Origin of the sequence: Methylicorpusculum oleiharenae, assembly GCF_009828925.2 — a bacterium.
Taxonomy (GTDB): Bacteria; Pseudomonadota; Gammaproteobacteria; order Methylococcales; family Methylomonadaceae; genus Methylicorpusculum; species Methylicorpusculum oleiharenae.
In genome coordinates this window covers 113,002-132,546 of record NZ_WUTY02000002.1, presented here as the reverse complement: position 1 = coordinate 132,546, position 19,545 = coordinate 113,002, and the positions used below count along the sequence as shown (strand labels likewise).

At 48.9% G+C, this 19,545-nt stretch carries 18 protein-coding genes and 1 pseudogene; 6 read left to right on the top strand and 13 right to left on the bottom strand.

Features of this window, described 5'->3' with window-relative positions; translation table 11 throughout:
• Positions 1-2 precede the first annotated feature (2 nt).
• The 3 genes from GO003_RS23940 (at position 3) to GO003_RS23930 (ending at position 5,122) form a co-directional block, all read left to right on the top strand.
• On the top strand, positions 3-3,200 hold the full coding sequence (locus GO003_RS23940; RefSeq protein ID WP_159658612.1) for an efflux RND transporter permease subunit: 3,198 nt from the start codon (positions 3-5) through the stop codon (positions 3,198-3,200).
• Positions 3,197-4,672 carry an efflux transporter outer membrane subunit gene (locus tag GO003_RS23935; RefSeq protein WP_159658611.1) on the top strand — a complete coding sequence of 492 codons (1,476 nt, stop codon included), beginning with the start codon at positions 3,197-3,199 and terminating at the stop codon, positions 4,670-4,672. The genes GO003_RS23940 and GO003_RS23935 overlap by 4 nt, the downstream gene beginning before the upstream one ends.
• 156 nt (positions 4,673-4,828) lie before the next feature.
• A complete protein-coding gene (locus tag GO003_RS23930) occupies positions 4,829-5,122 on the top strand; it encodes a transposase (protein WP_159658610.1) in 294 nt (97 codons plus the stop codon).
• 409 nt (positions 5,123-5,531) lie between these two features.
• Here GO003_RS23930 and GO003_RS23925 read toward each other — a convergent pair whose 3' ends face one another.
• From GO003_RS23925 to GO003_RS26735, 8 genes and pseudogenes are all read right to left on the bottom strand, one after another.
• Complete coding sequence (locus GO003_RS23925) at positions 5,532-6,704, bottom strand: YncE family protein (protein ID WP_231089259.1); 1,173 nt, start codon at positions 6,702-6,704, stop codon at positions 5,532-5,534.
• A gap of 157 nt (positions 6,705-6,861) precedes the next feature.
• Positions 6,862-7,275, bottom strand: a complete 414-nt coding sequence (locus GO003_RS23920) for a DUF1641 domain-containing protein (RefSeq protein WP_159656194.1) — start codon at positions 7,273-7,275, stop codon at positions 6,862-6,864.
• Between the two features lie 17 nt (positions 7,276-7,292).
• Positions 7,293-8,492, bottom strand: a complete 1,200-nt coding sequence (locus tag GO003_RS23915) for an NAD(P)/FAD-dependent oxidoreductase (RefSeq protein ID WP_159656196.1) — start codon at positions 8,490-8,492, stop codon at positions 7,293-7,295.
• A 97-nt stretch (positions 8,493-8,589) separates the two neighbouring features.
• The gene (locus tag GO003_RS23910; RefSeq protein ID WP_159656198.1) at positions 8,590-8,769 is read right to left on the bottom strand and encodes a (4Fe-4S)-binding protein; all 180 of its coding nucleotides are present in this window, start codon (positions 8,767-8,769) and stop codon (positions 8,590-8,592) included.
• A gap of 5 nt (positions 8,770-8,774) precedes the next feature.
• Complete coding sequence (locus tag GO003_RS23905) at positions 8,775-9,059, bottom strand: DUF4242 domain-containing protein (protein WP_159656200.1); 285 nt, start codon at positions 9,057-9,059, stop codon at positions 8,775-8,777.
• Between the two features lie 138 nt (positions 9,060-9,197).
• Positions 9,198-9,593: a rhodanese-like domain-containing protein gene (locus GO003_RS23900; RefSeq protein ID WP_159656202.1), complete on the bottom strand. Its 396-nt coding sequence runs from the start codon at positions 9,591-9,593 to the stop codon at positions 9,198-9,200.
• 109 nt (positions 9,594-9,702) lie between these two features.
• Positions 9,703-10,290, bottom strand: coding sequence for a TetR/AcrR family transcriptional regulator (locus GO003_RS23895; RefSeq protein ID WP_159656204.1), 588 nt, complete (start codon positions 10,288-10,290; stop codon positions 9,703-9,705).
• 134 nt (positions 10,291-10,424) lie between these two features.
• Positions 10,425-10,804: pseudogene (locus GO003_RS26735) on the bottom strand (ISAzo13-like element transposase-related protein).
• A 106-nt stretch (positions 10,805-10,910) separates the two neighbouring features.
• Here GO003_RS26735 and GO003_RS26795 point away from each other — a divergent pair.
• Positions 10,911-11,552 carry a recombinase family protein gene (locus tag GO003_RS26795; RefSeq protein ID WP_456238221.1) on the top strand — a complete coding sequence of 214 codons (642 nt, stop codon included), beginning with the start codon at positions 10,911-10,913 and terminating at the stop codon, positions 11,550-11,552.
• Positions 11,553-11,907: 355 nt separating this feature from the next.
• Entirely contained in the window at positions 11,908-12,405 is a 498-nt protein-coding gene (locus tag GO003_RS23880) for a hypothetical protein (RefSeq protein ID WP_159656210.1), read from the top strand.
• A gap of 275 nt (positions 12,406-12,680) precedes the next feature.
• Here the strand turns inward: GO003_RS23880 and GO003_RS23875 are convergent, their stop codons facing one another.
• From GO003_RS23875 to GO003_RS23860, 4 genes are all read right to left on the bottom strand, one after another.
• On the bottom strand, positions 12,681-13,487 hold the full coding sequence (locus tag GO003_RS23875) for a DODA-type extradiol aromatic ring-opening family dioxygenase (protein WP_159656212.1): 807 nt from the start codon (positions 13,485-13,487) through the stop codon (positions 12,681-12,683).
• Positions 13,484-14,341 (bottom strand): pirin family protein, encoded by an 858-nt coding sequence (locus tag GO003_RS23870; protein ID WP_159656214.1) that lies wholly within the window; start codon positions 14,339-14,341, stop codon positions 13,484-13,486. Before GO003_RS23870 ends, GO003_RS23875 begins: the two co-directional genes overlap by 4 nt.
• 92 nt (positions 14,342-14,433) lie before the next feature.
• Positions 14,434-15,000, bottom strand: coding sequence for a YceI family protein (locus GO003_RS23865; protein WP_159656216.1), 567 nt, complete (start codon positions 14,998-15,000; stop codon positions 14,434-14,436).
• 69 nt (positions 15,001-15,069) lie between these two features.
• Positions 15,070-15,672, bottom strand: coding sequence for an FMN-dependent NADH-azoreductase (locus tag GO003_RS23860; RefSeq protein ID WP_159656218.1), 603 nt, complete (start codon positions 15,670-15,672; stop codon positions 15,070-15,072).
• Positions 15,673-15,778: 106 nt separating this feature from the next.
• Here GO003_RS23860 and GO003_RS23855 point away from each other — a divergent pair, with 106 nt between their 5' ends.
• The gene (locus GO003_RS23855; protein ID WP_159656220.1) at positions 15,779-16,660 is read left to right on the top strand and encodes a LysR family transcriptional regulator; all 882 of its coding nucleotides are present in this window, start codon (positions 15,779-15,781) and stop codon (positions 16,658-16,660) included.
• A 373-nt stretch (positions 16,661-17,033) separates the two neighbouring features.
• On the opposite strand, the gene katG is transcribed toward GO003_RS23855, so the two are convergent.
• Entirely contained in the window at positions 17,034-19,256 is a 2,223-nt protein-coding gene (katG, locus tag GO003_RS23850) for a catalase/peroxidase HPI (protein WP_159656222.1), read from the bottom strand.
• Positions 19,257-19,545 lie beyond the last annotated feature (289 nt).

The following is a 19,545-nucleotide window of genomic DNA, read 5'->3' as shown; positions in this document are numbered from 1 at the left end:
CCATGGATAAATTCACGCATTTTTTCATCGACCGGCCGATCTTCGCGTCGGTGTTGTCCATCGTCATATTATTGGTCGGTGGCTTGGCCTTGATCGGATTACCGATTGCCCAATATCCGGAAATCGCTCCGCCGACCGTACTGGTGACGGCCAGCTATCCGGGCGCTAATGCCAAGGTCGTGGCGGAAACGGTGGCCACACCAATCGAACAGGAAGTCAACGGCGTCGAAGACATGCTGTACATGTCCTCGCAATCCACCAACAGCGGCACTATGTCGCTGACCATAACCTTTAAACCCGGCACCAATCTGGATAAAGCCCAGGTATTGGTGCAAAATCGGGTGGCGTTGGCCGAACCGAAGCTGCCCGAAGAAGTAAGCCGCCAGGGTATCAGCGTGAAGAAACGTAGCCCGGACCTGAGCCTGGTCGTTGGCCTGATCTCGCCGGACAAACGCTACGATAGTATTTATCTCAGCAACTATGCCTTGCTGCAAATCAAGGACACCCTGGCCCGCCTGCCCGGCGTCGGTGAAATCCTGGTGTTCGGTGCCCGCGACTACAGCATGCGCATTTGGTTAAACCCGGAAAAAATCGCCGCCCGCGAGCTGACCGCCAGCGAAGTGGTGAGCTCGATTCGGGAGCAAAATGTGCAAGTGGCGGCCGGGGTGGTCGGTCAGCAACCTTCGCCGGAGAACGCCGAATTCCAATATACGGTCAGCACATTGGGTCGATTGCAGGAACCGGAACAATTCGGCGACATCGTTATCAAGCAAGGTCCGGACGGTCAAATTACCCAGTTGAAAGATGTGGCGCGTATCGAACTGGGCGCCAAGGATTACAACTCAGGGCTATATCTAAATGGGGACCAAGCGGTCGGCTTGGCGATATTCCAGTTGCCCGGCTCCAATGCGCTGGATACCAAAACAGCCGTACTCGAGGCGATGGACAAGCTGAAAACCCGTTTTCCGGAAGGCCTTGAGTATAAATTGATCTACGACACCGTGGTGTTTGTGCGGCAGTCCATTGATGCGGTGACCACAACCCTGTTCGAAGCCATTTTGCTGGTGGTGATCGTGGTGATCATTTTTTTACAAAACTGGCGTGCCACGCTGATTCCGTTACTAGCGGTACCGGTGTCGTTAATCGGCACCTTTGCGGTGATGTCGGCGCTGGGACTATCCTTAAACACCCTGTCGCTGTTCGGCTTGGTATTGGCCATCGGTATCGTGGTCGACGACGCCATCGTGGTGGTGGAAAACGTCGAGCGGCATATCGCCGAAGGCATGAACGCCCGCGAAGCTACCCGAAAGGCCATGAGCGAGGTGGTGGGCCCCATCATTGCAACCTCGCTGGTGCTGGTCGCGGTATTCGTGCCGACCGCCTTTATTACCGGCGTGTCCGGCGCGTTTTACAAGCAATTTGCGCTGACCATCGCAGTTTCGACGGTGATTTCGACGTTCAACTCATTAACCCTGAGCCCGGCCTTGTGTGCTTTGATGCTGGATAGAGCCCATCATGACAAGGATGCTGTTACCCGGCTGTTCGATTGGCTGTTCGGCTGGTTTTTCATGCGTTTCAACCGCTTTTTCAGCTGGTTCAGTGCAGGTTATGGCCGCTTGGTCGGCCGTTTGATTCGCATGACAACAGTCGTACTGGTCTTGTATGCCGGCCTGAACGGCCTGAATCTGCTGGCCTTTGAAAAAGTACCCACAGGCTTCATTCCGCAGCAGGATCAAGGCTACTTGATTCTGTATGCGCAACTGCCGGATGCCGCCTCGTTGTCGCGCGCTCAACAGGTAGTACAGCAAGCCACCCGCATTATAAAAGGTACCGATGGGGTAGCAAATGTTGTCGCCTATGCCGGCTGGTCGGTACTGACGGGCGCCAACCAGTCCAATGTCGCCACCATGTTCGCGCGCCTGGATAGCTTCGACCACCGGGCCGGCCATCCCGAATTACATGCCGACGCGGTCATCAAGCAACTTAACCAACGCCTGACGTCGATCGAAGATGCCCGGATCGCGGTTTTCGCACCGCCGCCTATTCGCGGCATGAGCTCGGTCGGCGGTTTCAAATTGCAAATTCAGGATAGAGGTAACGCCGGCACTGAAGAACTGCAACGAGTAGCGGGCGAGATGATAGCCGCCGGCAACCAACAACCGGGTCTGGTCGGTTTATTTACCACCTTCCGGGCCAGCGTGCCGCAACTGTTTGTCGATATCGACCGTACCCGTGCCAAAGCCATGGACATCCCGCTGCAGGATGTATTCGACACCTTGCAGATTTATTTGGGCTCTTTGTATGTTAACGACCTGAATGCCTTCGGCCGTACTTACCAGGTGGTGGCACAGGCCGATGCTGAATTTCGCATGAAACCGGCCGATATTACCGAACTGAAGACCAAGAACAGGCAAGGCGGCATGGTACCACTGGGCGCTATCGCCAAAATCGACGAAATAACCGGACCGGATAAAATTACTCGTTACAACATGTATCCGGCGGCGGAAATTAACGGCGGGACCCTGCCCGGTGTCAGTTCCGGCCAAGCCATCGGCGTCATGAGCAAGCTGTTGGACGCTGAGTTACCGCCCGGTTTTTCTTTCGAATGGACGGAGCTCAGCTTGCAGCAGGTGCTGGCCGGCAACGTAGCGATGCTGGTATTTCCGTTAAGCGTGATTTTCGTATTTCTAGCCCTGGCCGCCCAATACGAAAGTTGGTCATTGCCGTTTGCGGTCATTTTGATCGTGCCGATGTGTATTTTGTCGTCGATGACCGGCATCTGGCTGGCGGGGATGGACAACAATATCTTCACGCAGGTCGGATTCATCGTCCTGGTGGGTTTGGCCAGCAAAAACGCCATTCTGATCGTCGAGTTCGCCAAGCGCCGCCAGGAAACCGGTATCAGCCCCTTTGAAGCCGCCGTGGAAGCATCCCGCATCCGCTTGCGGCCGATTCTGATGACCTCTTTTGCTTTCATCATGGGGGTATTTCCCTTGGTGATCGCCCAAGGGGCCGGTGCCGAATCCCGCCAAGTACTCGGCACCGCAGTATTCAGCGGCATGATAGGCGTGACAGTATTTGGCCTGTTATTGACGCCGGTGTTTTATGTGGCGATACAAACTTTGGCTCAACGCCTTAACAGCCGCAAACGACCCAGCGCTTCATCGTCCGATCAACCTTCCTCGGATTTGCCTTTATGAAACTGAATACATGCAAAAACCGCTTTCGGCTCAATGCTGATGGCCCCCTCCAGAGTCTGGCACGCTTCAGCCTAATAATACTGTCTAGCGCTTTGTTGAGCGCCTGCGCCGTGGGCCCGGATTACCAAACGCCATACCAGGAACTACCGGCCAGCTTTGCCAATGCGCCCCCAGCGGTGTTTTCCGACCAAGCGGTGGAAATTAGCTGGTGGAAGTCGTTCAACGATGCGCAACTAATAGCACTAGTCGATAAAACCTTACAGCATAATTTCGAGTTAAAAGCCGCAAGGGCCAATCTGGCCGAGGCCCGCGCCCTATATCTGGAAACAGGCTTGAATTTGCTTCCGACAGTTACCTCGCATGCCAACTATAACGAACAAAAACGCAGTACCGGCTCAATGAACAATCGTAATTTCGTGCCGCGCGAACTCAAGCTGTACAACACCGGCTTCGATGCAGCATGGGAAATAGACTTTTTCGGACGGGTACGCCGCAATGTCGAAGCCAGTAATGACGAAGTCGAGGCTATGGATGCCAGCCTGCGCGATGTTTGCGTCAGCCTGATTGCCGAGGTGGCCTTGAATTATTTCGAGCTGCGCGGTTTGCAAAATCAGTTGGCGGTCGCTCAGCAGAATGCCGACAACCAATCACAAACACTGGAACTGACACAAGTTAAAGTTGAAAACGGCCGTGGCACTGAACTGGATACCGCCAGAGCCTTGGCACAACTGGAAACCACTCGCGCATTTATTCCCAGTATAAAAAGCGATATCATGCGCGCCGTGCACCGGCTTAGCGTACTTACCGGCCAATTACCGGCGGCATTGACGGACAACTTGACACAGCCTCAGCCGTTACCCAGAGCGCCCGATACGCTGCAGATTGGCAACCCGGAACAGTTGTTGAAACGCCGCCCCGACATCCGTATCGCTGAGAGCAACCTGGCGGCGGCTACCGCACGCATCGGCGTCGCTACTGCCGATTTATTTCCACGCGTAACCTTCGTCGGCAGTATTTCACTGGAAGCCAGTTCCATGTCCGCAATGGTCGCCCCCGGTGCGGAATCCTATTCGGTGGGCCCGAAAATCAGTTGGGCAGCTTTCGATCTGGGCCGGGTTTACGCGCGCATCAAGGCCGCCGATGCCCGCGCCGAATCCAGCCTGGCCAACTATGAACAGACCGTGCTGAATGCGCTGGAAGAAACCGAGAACGCCCTAGTTACTTACAATCAGGAACGCAACCGGCGCGCCTTGTTGGCCAATGCGGCTAAAGCCAGCGAAAAAGCCCGCGAACTGGCGCAACTGCGTTACCGGGAAGGTATAGAGGATTTTCTCAGCGTGCTGGATAGCGAATCCCGCGTGCTGCAGGATCAAAGTCAGTTGGCTCAAAGCGAGACAGCCACAGCCACCGCGCTAACTGCGGTTTACAAGGCTTTAGGTGGTGGTTGGCAAGTCCTGGAAGTCGAGAAATAAGTTGTTGAGCACGGGGTTCCACTCTAGCAATAGGTGCTAATAAACAAAAGGCTCTAAAGATTCACTGGCTTTATAAGGCCGATCGTAAGGATTTGAAATGGTTTAATAAATCTGACACTTCTAAAGGCAGAATTTATACTGTCAGTAGAGGTGAATATGAGTAACAAAATCAAGTCAAAACGGCTTAAATTCAGTTTGGAATTTAAGCAAGATGCGGCTCGATTAGTCATCGAAAATGGTTATACACAGCAGGAAGTTGCTGATCATTTGGGCGTTTCATTAAGAGCAATGAGGCGATGGGTGAAAGCAGAACGGCCAATGGTGAAAGATGATCCGTCATCAAAGAAAGCCGGGTTAAATTTGGTCAATCAAGATGAGCTGTTGAGACTAAGAAAAGAAAATGAACGGTTGCGCATGGAGCGTGAAATCTTACTTGTGCCCTGCGAGTAAAAAAGGCGGCCGTCTTTTATGCCCCAGAGGTGTTGGCGCCGATTGACCAATGACAGAAAATTAGCTCATTTCCGCCAGCGATTTTGTTTGTCTTAAAAATCTAACGGGCGTTTAGCTTCTTTGATCGTCCTACTGGGTACAGGATGAATATAGATCAGCTTGGTTTTCAAATCGCTATGACCCAAAAACTCCTGAATGGAGTGAATATCCAGGTTGGCTTTTAACAATTAGCCTGCGAAGTTGTGGCGAAAAGAATATGCCGATGCTCGCTTGGCAATGCGGCATTTGTGCACTGCTAACTTAACCAATAATTAAATATCCCCCCCGACTTTGCCCGGGGGATACTTACTTGCAGTTTTGTAAAACCATGAATCAAGTTGGTCGCATCACTTGACTTTTTCGACCATTTCTAGTGGGCGTTGTCATGATACCATTTCGGCATCATGACAATACTGTTTGGATTTAGGCCTTGATTTTTAAAAGTATCAATCGTCATTTTCACAGTCGATTTTTGCAAATCTATTACTGTAATAGAACCATCACTCATATTAGGTAAATTTAAAAGGTTATTTTGTACAAAGGCATATCGTTCATCAGGAGAAAAGACAACATGATGCGAGCCCTCCGCAGTTGCAATCGATTTTTCAAGTACCGGTTTAGCTGGATTTTTAATGTCGAAAATATTTAAATAACCTGGGCTTGCGGTAGTAATATACATTTTGTCAAGTTTATGATTAAAGTAAATTTCTAAAGGAACGCCTTGTTTTAAAGGGTTAAAATCAAAAACTTGTGAAAAACTAAAGTTTTGACTCATGCTATTCCAAACGCCCGTCCACAGGGTATTGCCAAACATGGTATTGATATAAAGCCGTATTGGATTTGATTTAGGTAAAAATACCGCCTCAACAGGGGCTGAACCTGAAGGGGATGCTTTTTCCGACATTTTATGTGTAGAGAGTATTTCACCACTACGGGCTTTAATGATTGTTACTGTTTCATCTGCATCGCTGAAATCAGTCGGGTGCACCGTGTTAGCAATTACAATTCGATTAATTTCATCGTTTATGCCAATACCGTGCGGATGACTAATAAATTTTTTGCTTGTCGCTGTTTTGGCTGCAGCAATGACTTTAATCTGTTTATCTGTTTGTGCGTCACCCATAATGACATTGCTAGAACCCATACAGGTGACATACCATCTTTTTTTATCGCCTGAAAAGACCAAGTCTTCCGCTACCTGACACTCAGGAACAGAAATGCTCTTAAGCTCATAAGGTTGTTTTGTCATATCTATCACTTGCAAGGGGTTACTGCCTAAGGACGCGACATAGGCCTTAGTTACATCTTTGTTATAAAAAACATGATGTACCACTAAATCTGTGGGTAATGGAATATCCGTTACAATTTTTCCAAAGTTCTCAGAGTTGAAATCAAGATCAATAATCGCCAACCCTTCCCGCTTTAGCGTTTGATCGGGTTTACTTTGATAATTAACTAACGCTAAAATTTCAGCTTGTGCCAGCAATGGAAACAATAGAATTAAAGCAGTAAGCGGTTTTTTTAACGTGTGAGTTATTTTCATAATATTTTTAAAATAGAGTGAATGTTGAGTTAATAATTTATTATTAACGGGCTAAATATCTACCCAACAGCGTGGAGTGCGAGGGGAAATTTAGTCTGCATAACTTTGATAATAGTTGTCGCCTATTTAAGTAAGCAAGCCGCCTAAAATAGACTGATTAATCATTTTTCATCTGCCGACCAATAATACGCATGGTGCCGATAAAAAAATGTAATGAACGACGAACATCCGGATCGTTTAGCGAGCTGATTAATTGAAACAAACCGGGTGGCTTTTCTAATGCTTCGGTTTGCGCGTTTGCCATACGCACGGCATTACCGGCTGTCCAACCCAAGGCTAAAATTTCTTCACCTACTTTAGTGGTTTTTTCCAGTGCTGCTTCATCAAGAAATTCGATATTGTCAGATATGATCGACAATAAATCGATGATGTTATTGAAGCGTCCGGCTTGTACTAAAGGGGTGGCTTTATCGATTAGATTCTTAATGCCATCGATGGTTGCCGGGTCATTAAGAACCGTAGCCGACATAAGTTTTTCTACATTTGTATTTAACTGCATTTCTTCAGACATAATTAATTCCTCTGTAATCAAACTATTCCACGCGCAACAGCCCAATAAATGCCGCGATTAAACGTTTTACGCATTAAGCCCCCGAGCTTGGTAGGTGGGGCGACCTGTACATCATGTTTATAGTCGTACCACAGCGGCATGCCGGCTTCCAATCCCATTTGAGCGATGGCCTGTACTTTGCCGTCATAAATAGCAGAGGTGTAACCGCGACGAATTTCCGAAGCGATATTTTCCACCACGACAGGTGACTGGTTATGACAAGTGCCACCGGCTTTACTAACCGGCAAATCGACAGTATCGCCCATCACATAGACATTATCGGTACCATACATTTTCAAGGTTTCAAAGTCGGTCGGTAACCAGCCTTCATTATTTTGTGCTTGCGACTTGCCCGAATTAATGACGGCATCTACCGCACGAATAGGCGGCGTAGCCATTAAAATATCGAATTCTTGAGATTTGCCTTCTTCCGAATAAGCAATTTTTGCTTCGGGATCAACCTTATCTAACGTAAAGCCGCGTTGATATTTAATATTTTTACTATCGAAAATGGTAGGCAATACATCGCAGGTGGGTTTTTGTAAAAATAAACAATTACGCAATAATTGAGAGACGGTTGGATAGCTGTAAATAATCTCTACCCGGTCCCGTACGCCGCGTTTACGCAAATATTCATCAAGCATTAACGTGGTTTCGATAGGGGCAATGCCGCATTGATGAGGCACATTAGGGGTCTTGGGGAAATTGACCGTGATAAAAATACGACCCTCTTCGATGGTGCGTAATTTATGCGCGAGTTGTTGGGCCGCTTTAGTTTGATAAAAATGATCGCCTGCCTCTTTTAGGCCTTCAATGCGTTCCGGAGCTGGAATGCAGCCGGTGGAAATCACCAGATACTCATAATCGTAACGCTTGCCGCTTTGGCAAAGGACGCGATTTTGCTCAAATTCGAAACTTTCAACGCCATCGACATGAAAAATAATTTCCGGGCGTAATAACGAACGTTGTTTACGCACCAGTTCATGCGGATGAAAAGCATTGAAAGCCACATACATATTGGCCGGCTTGTAAATATGGTTAGGGGAATTTGAGAGCATCATGATCTCAATTTCACCTTTTAGAATTTCCGGATAGAATTTAGCGACTAAATTATTGGCGGTCATCGTGCCGCCAATCCCACCGCCAACCACGATAATGCGTTTTGTCGAGCTAGTCATAATGACTCCTTCAATTGATTATTCATTGAAGGGTCAACTTGTCAGGCGCATCGATAATGAATATCTAGCGTAGTGGACAAGAAGACCCGTTTTTTAGTCAGTCGACGCGTTTGAGCGCCCCGGAAGGGCATTGATTGACTACCTTGACGATTTCAGCGTCAGTCGCATTGTCTGGTTCGATCACAAATTGTCCGTCTACCACTTTAAATACCTCGGGCAGTGATTTGACACAGTTGCCGGAGTGCGTACATGTTTGTTTATCCCATTGTATTTTCATGGTGCTTAACCTCTGCTTTTTTCAGCTGTTGTTGGATTAATTACGGTTTTTACTTCGGCAATCGAATTGGCCGGAAACTCACCGCGTTCCGCATGCGTTTTAATGCTTTGTTTATCGGGGGCGATATAAATGCAATAGATTTTGTCGTCCGTCACATAACTCTCCACCCACTGAATTTGCGGCCCCATGTCGTTCAGAATGCAGCAGGACTTTTGTGAAATTTGTTGCAACTGATCCGCGCTTAATTGGCCTGCATTAGGGATTTCTCGTTCAATAATATATTTAGGCATATGGTCTCCTATGCTGTTATACGACCAGTCGTCTTTAGTTGGTTGTTAAAAAAAACGATATAGGCCCATGGTCATATCGTTTGAAAGTTTGTTGGTTAAACAGTCTTTTTTAAATGCTTAATGCTTAATGCTTAATGCTTAAGTTTGTGGTGGAATTTTCACGGCTAATTCAGCCGCTTTCCAGGCTGTAATGCCGCCATTAATATTCCTGATATTTTTAAAGCCCATTTGTTGCATCACAGCCGCCGCCATGGCAGAACGCCCCGAACTGGCACAAAGAAGTAGCCATTTTTTATCGCGATCCATCAATTCTTCACGCCGACCCGCATATTGACGGTCGGCCGCCGCTTCCAGTATTCCACGCGGAATATTTAGTGCGCCCTCAATAGTACCCAACATAAATTCGGCAGGTTCTCGTACATCCAGTACCTGATAGCCTTCATCCAATAGCGGTTTAACATTTAATACCTCTATTTCGTGTATTTGTGATTTTGCTTGTTTAACAAAATCCATTAAGGTTTTTTCTTCGCTCATATCAAATTCCCATGGTTAATAGTTGACCGGTCGTCTTGTTGTTGGGCAAAAAAAAGACCCCGACAACCGGCGGTTGTGTCGACTTGCCTTGTTCCTAATCTAAAATCGACTAGACAACAAAATAATCATTCAATAACGTATCGTAAAACTCTTGTAAAGGTTGCACGGACTGTTCGATTTTCATTCGTAACAACGCCCCTTGCCAGTTATTTATCAATAAGTTAGCCATGATTTCGGCGCTCCTATCATTACGTACCGTGCCTTCCTTTTGTGCTTGCAGTAACGCCTTGTATTGCAACACTTTGTAGCGCTCAACAGCAGATTTTAGCGCCTGATTGCACAGTTCACTGGTATCGCCAATTTCACCCATCAGGTTACCCAATAAACATCCGCATTTGTATCCATTTTTTTCCACTGCAACAATAAGCTCCGCATAGTAATTTTTTAAAGCAGAGAGCGGGTCAACTTGTGAGTTTTGTAGGTGCCTCGTTAATAGCTGTATAAAGGGTTCTATATAGTGGTTGATGCTTTCAGCAGCAAACTCTTCCTTGCTACCAAAGTAGCTATAAAATGAACCCTTGGGTACCTGTACGGCATTTACAATTTCATTAATACCGGTTGCATGATAGCCCTGGTTCATCAGCAGACAAACTCCTTGGTCTAGTAATTTTGTGCGTTTGGATAGTTTGCTGTTCATAGTGGGTACAAAATATACGACCGGTCGTATATTTTGTCAATAAATTTTTTCTACAAGAGGTAGTCGCAAAGGAAATTCAATGGCTTCTAGCTGGGTTTCATTATCATTCAACCCAGTCTTGTATGAACGCAGATTCAGCTTATTATGGTCCAAGGCCTTGACCGCCTCGATTCCACGAGAACGCCCCCTCGGGAGAACTCACCTACATGAACCGTCGCCTTGGTGTCTATACTGATTCTCAAGGTGTGCTCATCCGCATCGGCCAGTGCGTTCACGCCTCTGACGTTTTCAAAGATGGCATCGGTTTCGTCCGTTTTTTTTGGACATTGGACTTAGCCACTGTACGTAATCGGTAATCCTGGCGATTCAAGAGATTTGAGAGGGTGCGTACGCTGGGCAAGTCTGCTTCAGACCAGCCCTTTTGCACGAGCGCCTCGCGCACCGTCTTGGCTGTCATGTTGGTGTACAGCAAGGTGGTGCGCAAGCTCGATTCGGATTCACTATGAGGCTCCATGATGGCTTGTATTTCAACCAACAGTTTAGGCTGCTTGTCTTCGGTTCTTGGTTTACCTCGGGCGCTGAGGTCATTGATGCAGGCGGTGCCTGTTTGACATTCATGCATGCCCAATTCAACGGCTTTTCGATTCCAACCGAACACATCCTCCGCCACACGGGGCTTGCTATCGAGCAACGTAATCGTTACATCACCCATGGCGCGCCGCCGCTCTGGCCATGCCGTCAAATCAATCAGACGCCCAATCAAATTCACCATCTTCGTTGAAATACCATTGCGCGCCAAGGTGGATGGCTTCATAAGAGATAACTCCATTTGTGCAGAATCCAGTTATTATAAACGGGACTTTAATATTTACCTTATCCCTAATACCGCTCACAATCTAACAGGCCGAGGCGTCGGCCTTAAAGTTTTAACGGGGCAGGGCGCCGCCATTGATACCACGACCGCGACTGGGAAATTAGTCTTCGGAATTTTTGCAGCACTTTCCGAATTTGAACGGGAGCTCATCTCAGAGCGAACCGTAGCCGGATTGGCTTCGGCTCGTGCGCGCGGTAGAAAGGGAGGGCGACCCTTTAAAATGACAGCCGCCAAACTGCGGTTGGCCATGGCGGCTATGGGGCAGCCAGAGACAGTGATCGGGAATCCTTGTAAAGAATTGGGTATTGCCAGGCAAACTTTATATAGACATGTTTCACCCAATGGAGAGCTGCGACCAGACGGAGTGAAACTCCTATCGAATGGTTAGAAAAGGGGCGGCGACTTTTGCTGCGAGCAAAACCGGCCAAAACGCCACCATCCCAATCTATCCCTGTAAAATATTTCTAGCCAATCGGCCCATATTATTAAAGGTATCTAAAGTCGTGCAGTCGTCTTCTCACATTGACAGTTTGGGCGCAGAACCCCTTGATGTGCCGTTTTTATCATGTTTTGGCTAAGTTCGCCTGTCTATGAAGTCGATGTTTTTTCTGGAGATCAATTCGAGGATCTGTAACGGCAGCAAAATAATGGAAAATGGATACGCTTGGTGAATTCATCTTTGATGGGTAAAAAATATAACCCCTTACACCAGCTGAGATATCCTTTTCAACCAACATTTAAGCATGATTGCCCTGCAAGACCGGCTCCTTATGCTTGACTTTATGCTCGTTATTTCTAAGTATGAAAACAACAACACAGAAAAAGGTAAGAACATGAACATTAGATTAAAAAAATACTTGCTTGTCGGTTTTTTAATGCTGTTTTTTGGTGCTGCGAACCCTGTTGCAGCGGTTACAGAAACTCAAATTGCGTTGACGACGGAAGCGACTAATGATGCCATTGTTAACCTTGAAGCGGCATTGAAAGCAGTGACTGAGAATAAGTTGGATGAGGCACAAAATTATATTGATGCCACGCGGAGCTCTGCCAGCGACATCTTGGGAAGGTGTTCGGTTGAAGCAAAAAAAGAACGCGGTGCCAACGCACTTAAAAATGCGCGTCGTCAAATTAAGAACGGTGATTCAGTAGCTGCTGAGGCTTCTTTAAAAGAAGCGATTAAAATTTTTAAATCTTTACTAATGTCCGTTAATACTACCGAGCAACCCAGTTTGTTTAAGTGATTCAAACCACATCATATCGAGGTGCCAATGATAGGCAGGAGCCGGCCACAACCGGCCGTTGACGATGTCAGCGAAATTTTCATTCCCTAACCTCAATGAATGTCAGCTTTGTGGAAGGGAACTTTGAGTCCTCATCGGCCCGAGCCGGCCACTTTGCGACATTCAAGCCTCTGAAAAACCAAGCTTTTGAATGGCAGATTAAGGGTAGAGAGCAGACTTAACGTAATTGTTCATAAACGCAAATTCATCTCTTGATCATGCCGAACCTTTCAGAACTAATGCCAGATAAAACCGCACGTTTTTTTACCCAATACCTCGCCATCGAACACCAATTCCGCAGCGTCATCGGAAAGACCCGCACAAACCAATAGCGGCAGCAGATGTTCTTCCCGGGGATGACAGTAACGCGCGAACGGTGCTTGCTCCCAGGTGATCAATCGTGAAGTCCGCTCATCGAATGAGAAGGTTTGGTTGGTGCAGGTGTCAACCAACCATGTTTCAAAGGCCACATTCTGCTTATTCAAGCCTTGATTGCCGGTAAAGAAGGCTCGCATATTGTGAAAGGAAAACCCTGAGCCGAAGAATAAGACATTCTCTCTGCGTAATCGCCGTAGCGCTTTGCCTATATCAATGTGAGCGGCAGGATCGAGACTGCTCAACAGGGATAATTGAACACAGGGAATCTCGGCATCTGGATACATTATTTTTAACGGCACAAATAAGCCATGATCAAAGCCTCGCTGCTCGTCCAGTCGTGCGGGGATGTTATTTTGCTGCAAGGCAGCAAACAGCTTTTGAGCCAGCCCTGGTGAGCCCTGCACTGGATACTCTATGGCATAAGCCTTATCAGGGAAGTCGTAATAGTCGTAGATCAAGGACGGTGATGCGCCACTCGTAATGGTTGCGACCGATGCTTCCCAATGCGCGCTGATGACACAAATAGCCTCCGGTGTGGGTATTCTGCTTGAAAGAGTTTGTATAAAATCGATCAATTGCCGATGCCCAAGATCAGCCAACAGCGGCAAAGGGCCTCCACCATGAGGAATGAACAAGACAGGGCTTAGATTTGAAGCGTTGCTCATACCAGTTGCCCATTGCGATAGTCGCTCAACGCTTGATCGATTTCTTCTCGGGTATTCATCACAAACGGCCCATATTGCACGATGGGTTCCCGCAATGGTCGGCCTGCCAGTAGCAAAAAGGCTACGGGCTGATCAGTGTTGCGAATTTCGATTCGCTCGCCATTGGATAGCACGCCAGCCATGTGCGATTCCAGCTTGCGAAGCTGATCGACTGCACCGATTTCAATCTTGCCTTCGTAGGGATAAACAAAAGCGCTATGAGCCTCGGCAATGGGTTGGGAAAAATGGCTATGCGCAGGCAGCCTGACATCCAGAAACAACGGCTGGGTATTCAGACCCTGGATCGGACCATAAATCGTGTTACCGTTGATTTCGGCAGAACCCGCGATTACTTTGATTTCGCCGCCGTTCGGCAGAGCCATAGACGGAATTTCATCGGGCTGAATATCCTGATAGCGTGCAGGTTTCATTTTTTCATTGGCCAGTAAGTTGAGCCAAAGCTGGAAGCCGCGCATGCGTCCACTTTCCTGCTGTGGCATTTCCGAGTGAATAATCCCGCGTCCTGCCGTCATCCACTGTGCGCCGCCGCTTTTCAAATCGCCTTGATTACCCAAATGGTCTTCATGCAGCATGTGACCATCCAGCATATAGGTCACTGTTTCAAATCCCCGATGCGGATGGCTAGGGAATCCGGCGATATAGTCGTCGGCGTTGTCAGACGAAAACTCATCGAGCATCAGAAAAGGATCGACGCGCAAGCTTTGGTTTTGTCCCACGCTACGACGCAATTTGACGCCACCCCCGTCTGAGGTGGCGATCGAGGGAATGATTTGTTGAAGGGAGCGAGTTTTCATGTGGACTCCTTATCTTTTCAGGGCGACAGCAAAAGCCATTTGCCCGGGTTTATTGTTGCAACGAATCTATCTGCACCAATGTGCGCAGCGACTTATTCTTTGACGGCTTCGACCGGAATGGTCACAGTCACCTGATCACCAACATTTGGGGCATATTTGCCCATATTGAAATCGGTGCGTTTGATAATTGTGGTGGCATTCGCGCCGCAGGCGTCCTTTTTCAGCATCGGATGCGGCATGCACTGAAATGAGGTTACCGTCAACGTGACCGGTTTGCTGATGCCTTTCAGGGTCAGCGTGCCTTCCGCGCCAACCAGATTGTCGCCGTCGAATTTCAGCGTGCTGGACTGAAAGGTCATAGTCGGATAGTGGGCGGTATCCAATAAATCGGCACCTTGAATGTGCGCATTGAACAAGTCAGAGCCGGTATTGACCGACGTGGTATCGACGGTTACGTCTACCGATCCAGTTTTGGCCTGACGATCCAACACGATTTTTCCGGTCGTTTTATCGAAGCGGCTAAGCTGGGTGGAATAGCCAAAATGGCTGTAGGAAAATCGCGGCAATGTGTGTGCACCATCAATTACATAGGTTTCCGGCGCCGCTAATACGGTGGTGGAAAATAAAGCGGCTAATGGCAACAAGACGTTAGGTTTCATGGTCAATCTCCTGCGGTTATGGAAAAAATCGGTTGGTCGAAATGTACTCAAGATGACGTTTATTGGCTTTCACGCGGCCAACGCATCCAACTTCCTTTTGACTTCTGCCAAGGCTTTTTCTTTGATATCGGTACCCATGTTCATGCCCTCGGCGTAAATGAATTCAACATCAGTAATACCCAGAAAACCGAGGAAATCCCGAACATACGTGGTTTGCGTATCCAGTGCCGTTCCAGCGTACTGGCCGCCACGCGTTGCAAAGATATAGGCCTTTTTGCCGGTCAATAAGCCTACTGGGCCATTTTCCGTATAACGAAACGTTACGCCGGCACGGGCAATGTGATCAAAGTAAGCTTTAAGCGTCGATGGAATGCCGAAGTTATACATGGGCATACCGATGACGATGATGTCTGAGTGTTTTAGTTCATTGATCAAATCATCCGTTAGATCGACCAATTTTTGCTGCGCCGCCGTTCGACTTTCGGATGGCGTGAAAAAAGCGGTGACCTGTTCCGCGTTGATATGCGGCAAGGGCGATAAGGCCAGATCGCGTACTTTGATTTGGCTAGCCGGCTGATTACGCTGCCAAGCGGAGACAAATTCATTGGTCAGTTGGCTAGATTGTCCGTCTGCTGAAAATAAGCTGGATTGGATTTGAAGTAAGGTGGTCATGGCATTTTTCCTCGATTGGTAACGATGGTGTTATTTAAATCGTTAATTGATCGATAAAAAAGTATAATTATTGGCTAATAATGATTCATTTATTCGATAGGTTTCCGTGAGTCCATACATTACGCTGGAACAATGGCGCGCCCTGATCGAAGTGGTCGATGCGGGCGGTTACGCTCGGGCGGCTGAAAAACTCAATAAAAGCCAGTCTGCGGTCACTTACGCCGTGCAAAAAATTGAAACCCTGCTGAACGTCAAAGCCTTTGAGATTCATGGGCGAAAATCCATGCTGACGCCAACCGGACAGATGCTTTATCGGCGCGCATTGGCGTTGGTGAACGAAGCCAATGAACTGGAGCAAGCGGCGCATAAGCTGTCCGCTGGTTGGGAAGCCACCATCACTCTCGCCGTTGAAATCCTGTTTCCATCGGCTAAGTTGTTGGCTTGTCTGGATCGGTTTGGTCTGGAAAGTCCCGGTACACGCGTCGAACTGATCGAATCGGTGTTGGGCGGTACCGCTGATGCGCTGTTGAGCGGACAGGTTGATTTGGCGATTTCGCCGCAGGTACCGCCGGGCTTTCTGGGTGATGTGCTGACACAGGTCAGGTTATTAGCCGTGGCCCATGTTGATCATCCCTTACACCAGCAATCGCATGCCTTGACTTATCGCGATCTGCGGAATTTCCGGCATATCGTGGTGCGCGATTCCGGCAGCAAGCGCGATCAACGGGCGGTGACGGTTGAAGTTGATCAGCGTTGGACGGTCAGCCAAATCGCTACGTCGATTGAGGCAGTGTCAAACCGTTATGGTTTTGCTTGGTTACCGGAAACCCATATTCGCAAGGAGTTAGCGGCAGGATTACTCAAGCCCTTGCCATTACAAGAAGGCTCGGTTCGAGAAATCCTTCTGTATCTGATTGTAACTCGCTCAGACTTTGCCGGGCCGGGTGTGCAACGCTTAGCTGCGATGCTAAGAGAGGCGGCAGACTGAGATGCACGGTCTCTTATTTAATAACCGGCTATAGGACTGATAAGCGTTCAGTGAGCCCTTGACTCTCAAGTTTTTCAAAGCAAGCGGAATGGCAGCTAATTGAAGTGCTACAGACATATTCGATTGACAGAGGTGATCGGCGGAAAAGGGTCGCTCGGCGACTGTCTGCTCTTCAGATTCATCGCCGGAAAGCTGTCATTGAATTCCGATACCTGAAAGCGGCCGTTCGTCACTGTGTCCAATCGACCCCAAGGCGTCATTCAACTATCCTCGATAGCATATGTCTGCTGTAATTCATATTCCAGTCCTTTAAGTTTAGCAGGCCCCCAACTTGACTTTTTTACGGTCAGATTGGGGGCCTAGCGAGCTTAAATCAGCGTTTGTCGAAACGATCCAAGTCCATCACTTTGGCCCAGGCATTGGCAAAGTCCTGTGCGAACTTTTCCTTGCCATCGTCCGCGGCATAGACTTCCGCCACTGCTCGCAACTCGGAGTTGGAGCCGAAGATCAGATCAACCGGTGTTGCGGTCCATTTGACTTGATTGCTGACCCTGTCTTTTCCCTCGTAGATGCCGTCGATTGCCGACTTGCTCCATTGGGTGGACATATCGAGCAAATTCACGAAAAAGTCGTTGCTTAATGTGCCCGGCCGACTAGTGAATACGCCGTGTTTAGCATGGTCGACGTTGGCGTCCAACGCCCGCATGCCGCCAACCAGCACGGTCATTTCAGGCACGCTCAAGGTCAGGAAGTATGCGCGTTCGACCAGCATTTCCGCTGGCGAAAGCGGATTTTCCTTGCCGAAATAATTGCGGAAACCGTCGGCTTTGGGTTCTAGCACCGCCGCGGAATGCACGTCGGTTTGTTCCTGCGACGCATCCATCCGGCCCGGTTTGAATGGGACTTGCAGCTTGACACCGGCTTTCTTCGCGGCCTCTTCCACAGCAGCGGAACCGCCGAGCACGATCACATCGGCCAGTGACACTTTCTTGCCGCCTTTCAAACTGCGATTGAAGTCGCTTTGGATGGTTTCCAGCCGAGCCAGTACCTTGGCCAGTTCGGTAGGGTCGTTGGCCTCCCAATCTTTTTGCGGGGCCAGGCGAATCCGCGCACCATTGGCACCGCCGCGCATATCGGTGCCGCGGAAAGTCGCCGCTGCAGCCCAGGCGGTTCTGACCAGTTCCGGAATGGTCAAGTCCGAGGCCAGGATGGTCGATTTCAATTTAGCGGTATCCTTGGCGTCAATCAACTTGTGATCAACTTTGGGAATCGGATCCTGCCAGATGAAATCTTCAGTCGGCACTTCTGCTCCGACGTAGCGGGCCTTCGGCCCCATGTCGCGGTGAGTCAGCTTGAACCAGGCCTTGGCGAACGCGGTTTCAAATGCCTTGGGGTTATCGAGAAAGCGCTTGGATATTTTTTGATACTCCGGGTCCATTTTCAAGGCAATATCGGTGGTAAACATGATCGGCGCATGGCGTTTATTAGGATCGTGCGCATCCGGCACAAAGTTTTCGCCTTTACCGTCTTTGGGAATCCATTGCGTGACGCCGGCCGGGCTCTTGGTTTGTTGCCAATCAAAGGTGTACAGCCAGGTCAGGTAATCGTGGGTCCAGCGGGTCGGATTGGTCGACCATGCGCCTTCCAGGCCACTACTGACGGTGTCAGCACCGTTTCCGGTACCGCATTTGTTAACCCAACCCAGATCCTGCTGTTCGATGTCGGCGGCGGCCGGTTCCTTGCCGACGCATTCGTCCGGTTTATGCGCACCGTGCGCTTTGCCGAAAGTGTGGCCTCCGGCAATCAAAGCCACGGTTTCTTCGTCATTCATCGCCATGCGGCCAAAGGCTTCGCGGATATGTTTAGCAGCCGCCAGAGGATCGGGGTTGCCGCCAGGCCCTTCCGGATTGACGTAGATCAGCCCCATTTGCACGGCAGCCAGCGGTTTAGCCAGTTCACCTTTGGCATCGTGGCGCTCGTCTGCGAGAAATTTCTTTTCCATACCCCAGTTGACGATCTCGGCTTCCCAGTCGTCGGCGCGACCACCGGCAAAGCCAATGGTTTTAAAGCCCATCTCTTCCAGCGAGACGTTACCGGCCAGGACCATCAAGTCGGCCCAGGACAGTTTGGCGCCGTATTTTTGCTTGACCGGCCACAGTAAGCGGCGGGCTTTGTCCAGGTTGACGTTATCCGGCCAACTGTTGAGCGGTTCGAAGCGTTGCTGGCCGCCGGAAGCGCCGCCCCGCCCGTCGAAGATGCGGTATACGCCAGCGCTGTGCCAGGCCATGCGGATAAAAAACGGACCGTAATTACCATAGTCCGCCGGCCACCAGGGTTGGGAGGTATGCAAGACGCTCGCGATGTCTTTTTTTACCGCTTTCAAGTCCAGAGTTTTGAATTGTTCGGCATAATTTAAGGCATTGCCAAACGGATTTGACTCCACCGAATTCTGGCGCAGTGGTTTCAAATCCAATTGCTCCGGCCACCAGAAGCTGTTCATCGTTGGTTGCGACTCGGCCATAACCGGCGTGGCGGTCAACGCTGCCAATATGGCTACCGACAATGCGGAAGCTAAGAAAATTTGTTTGGTTTTCATGGTGCACCTCTATTCCTTGTTGTGAGTGAATGCTAAAAATCATGCCCATCTCGCTTCAGGTAGCGGAAGCGATCAATAAGGCACCGCCGATTTTTATCTACTAATGGGCGAATCAACGACTTAAAAATCTGCTAATTGATCATTTCGGTGAATCTATTTAATAGGATTATGCAGCTATTTTGAAATTCATTTCATCGATAGCCCCATTTTTCAAATCAATAGGCTTAAATCGCAAGGTGGTACTATTTAAAATCGTCCGGCTTTTTGCCGAACAATTCACCCTGAAGGG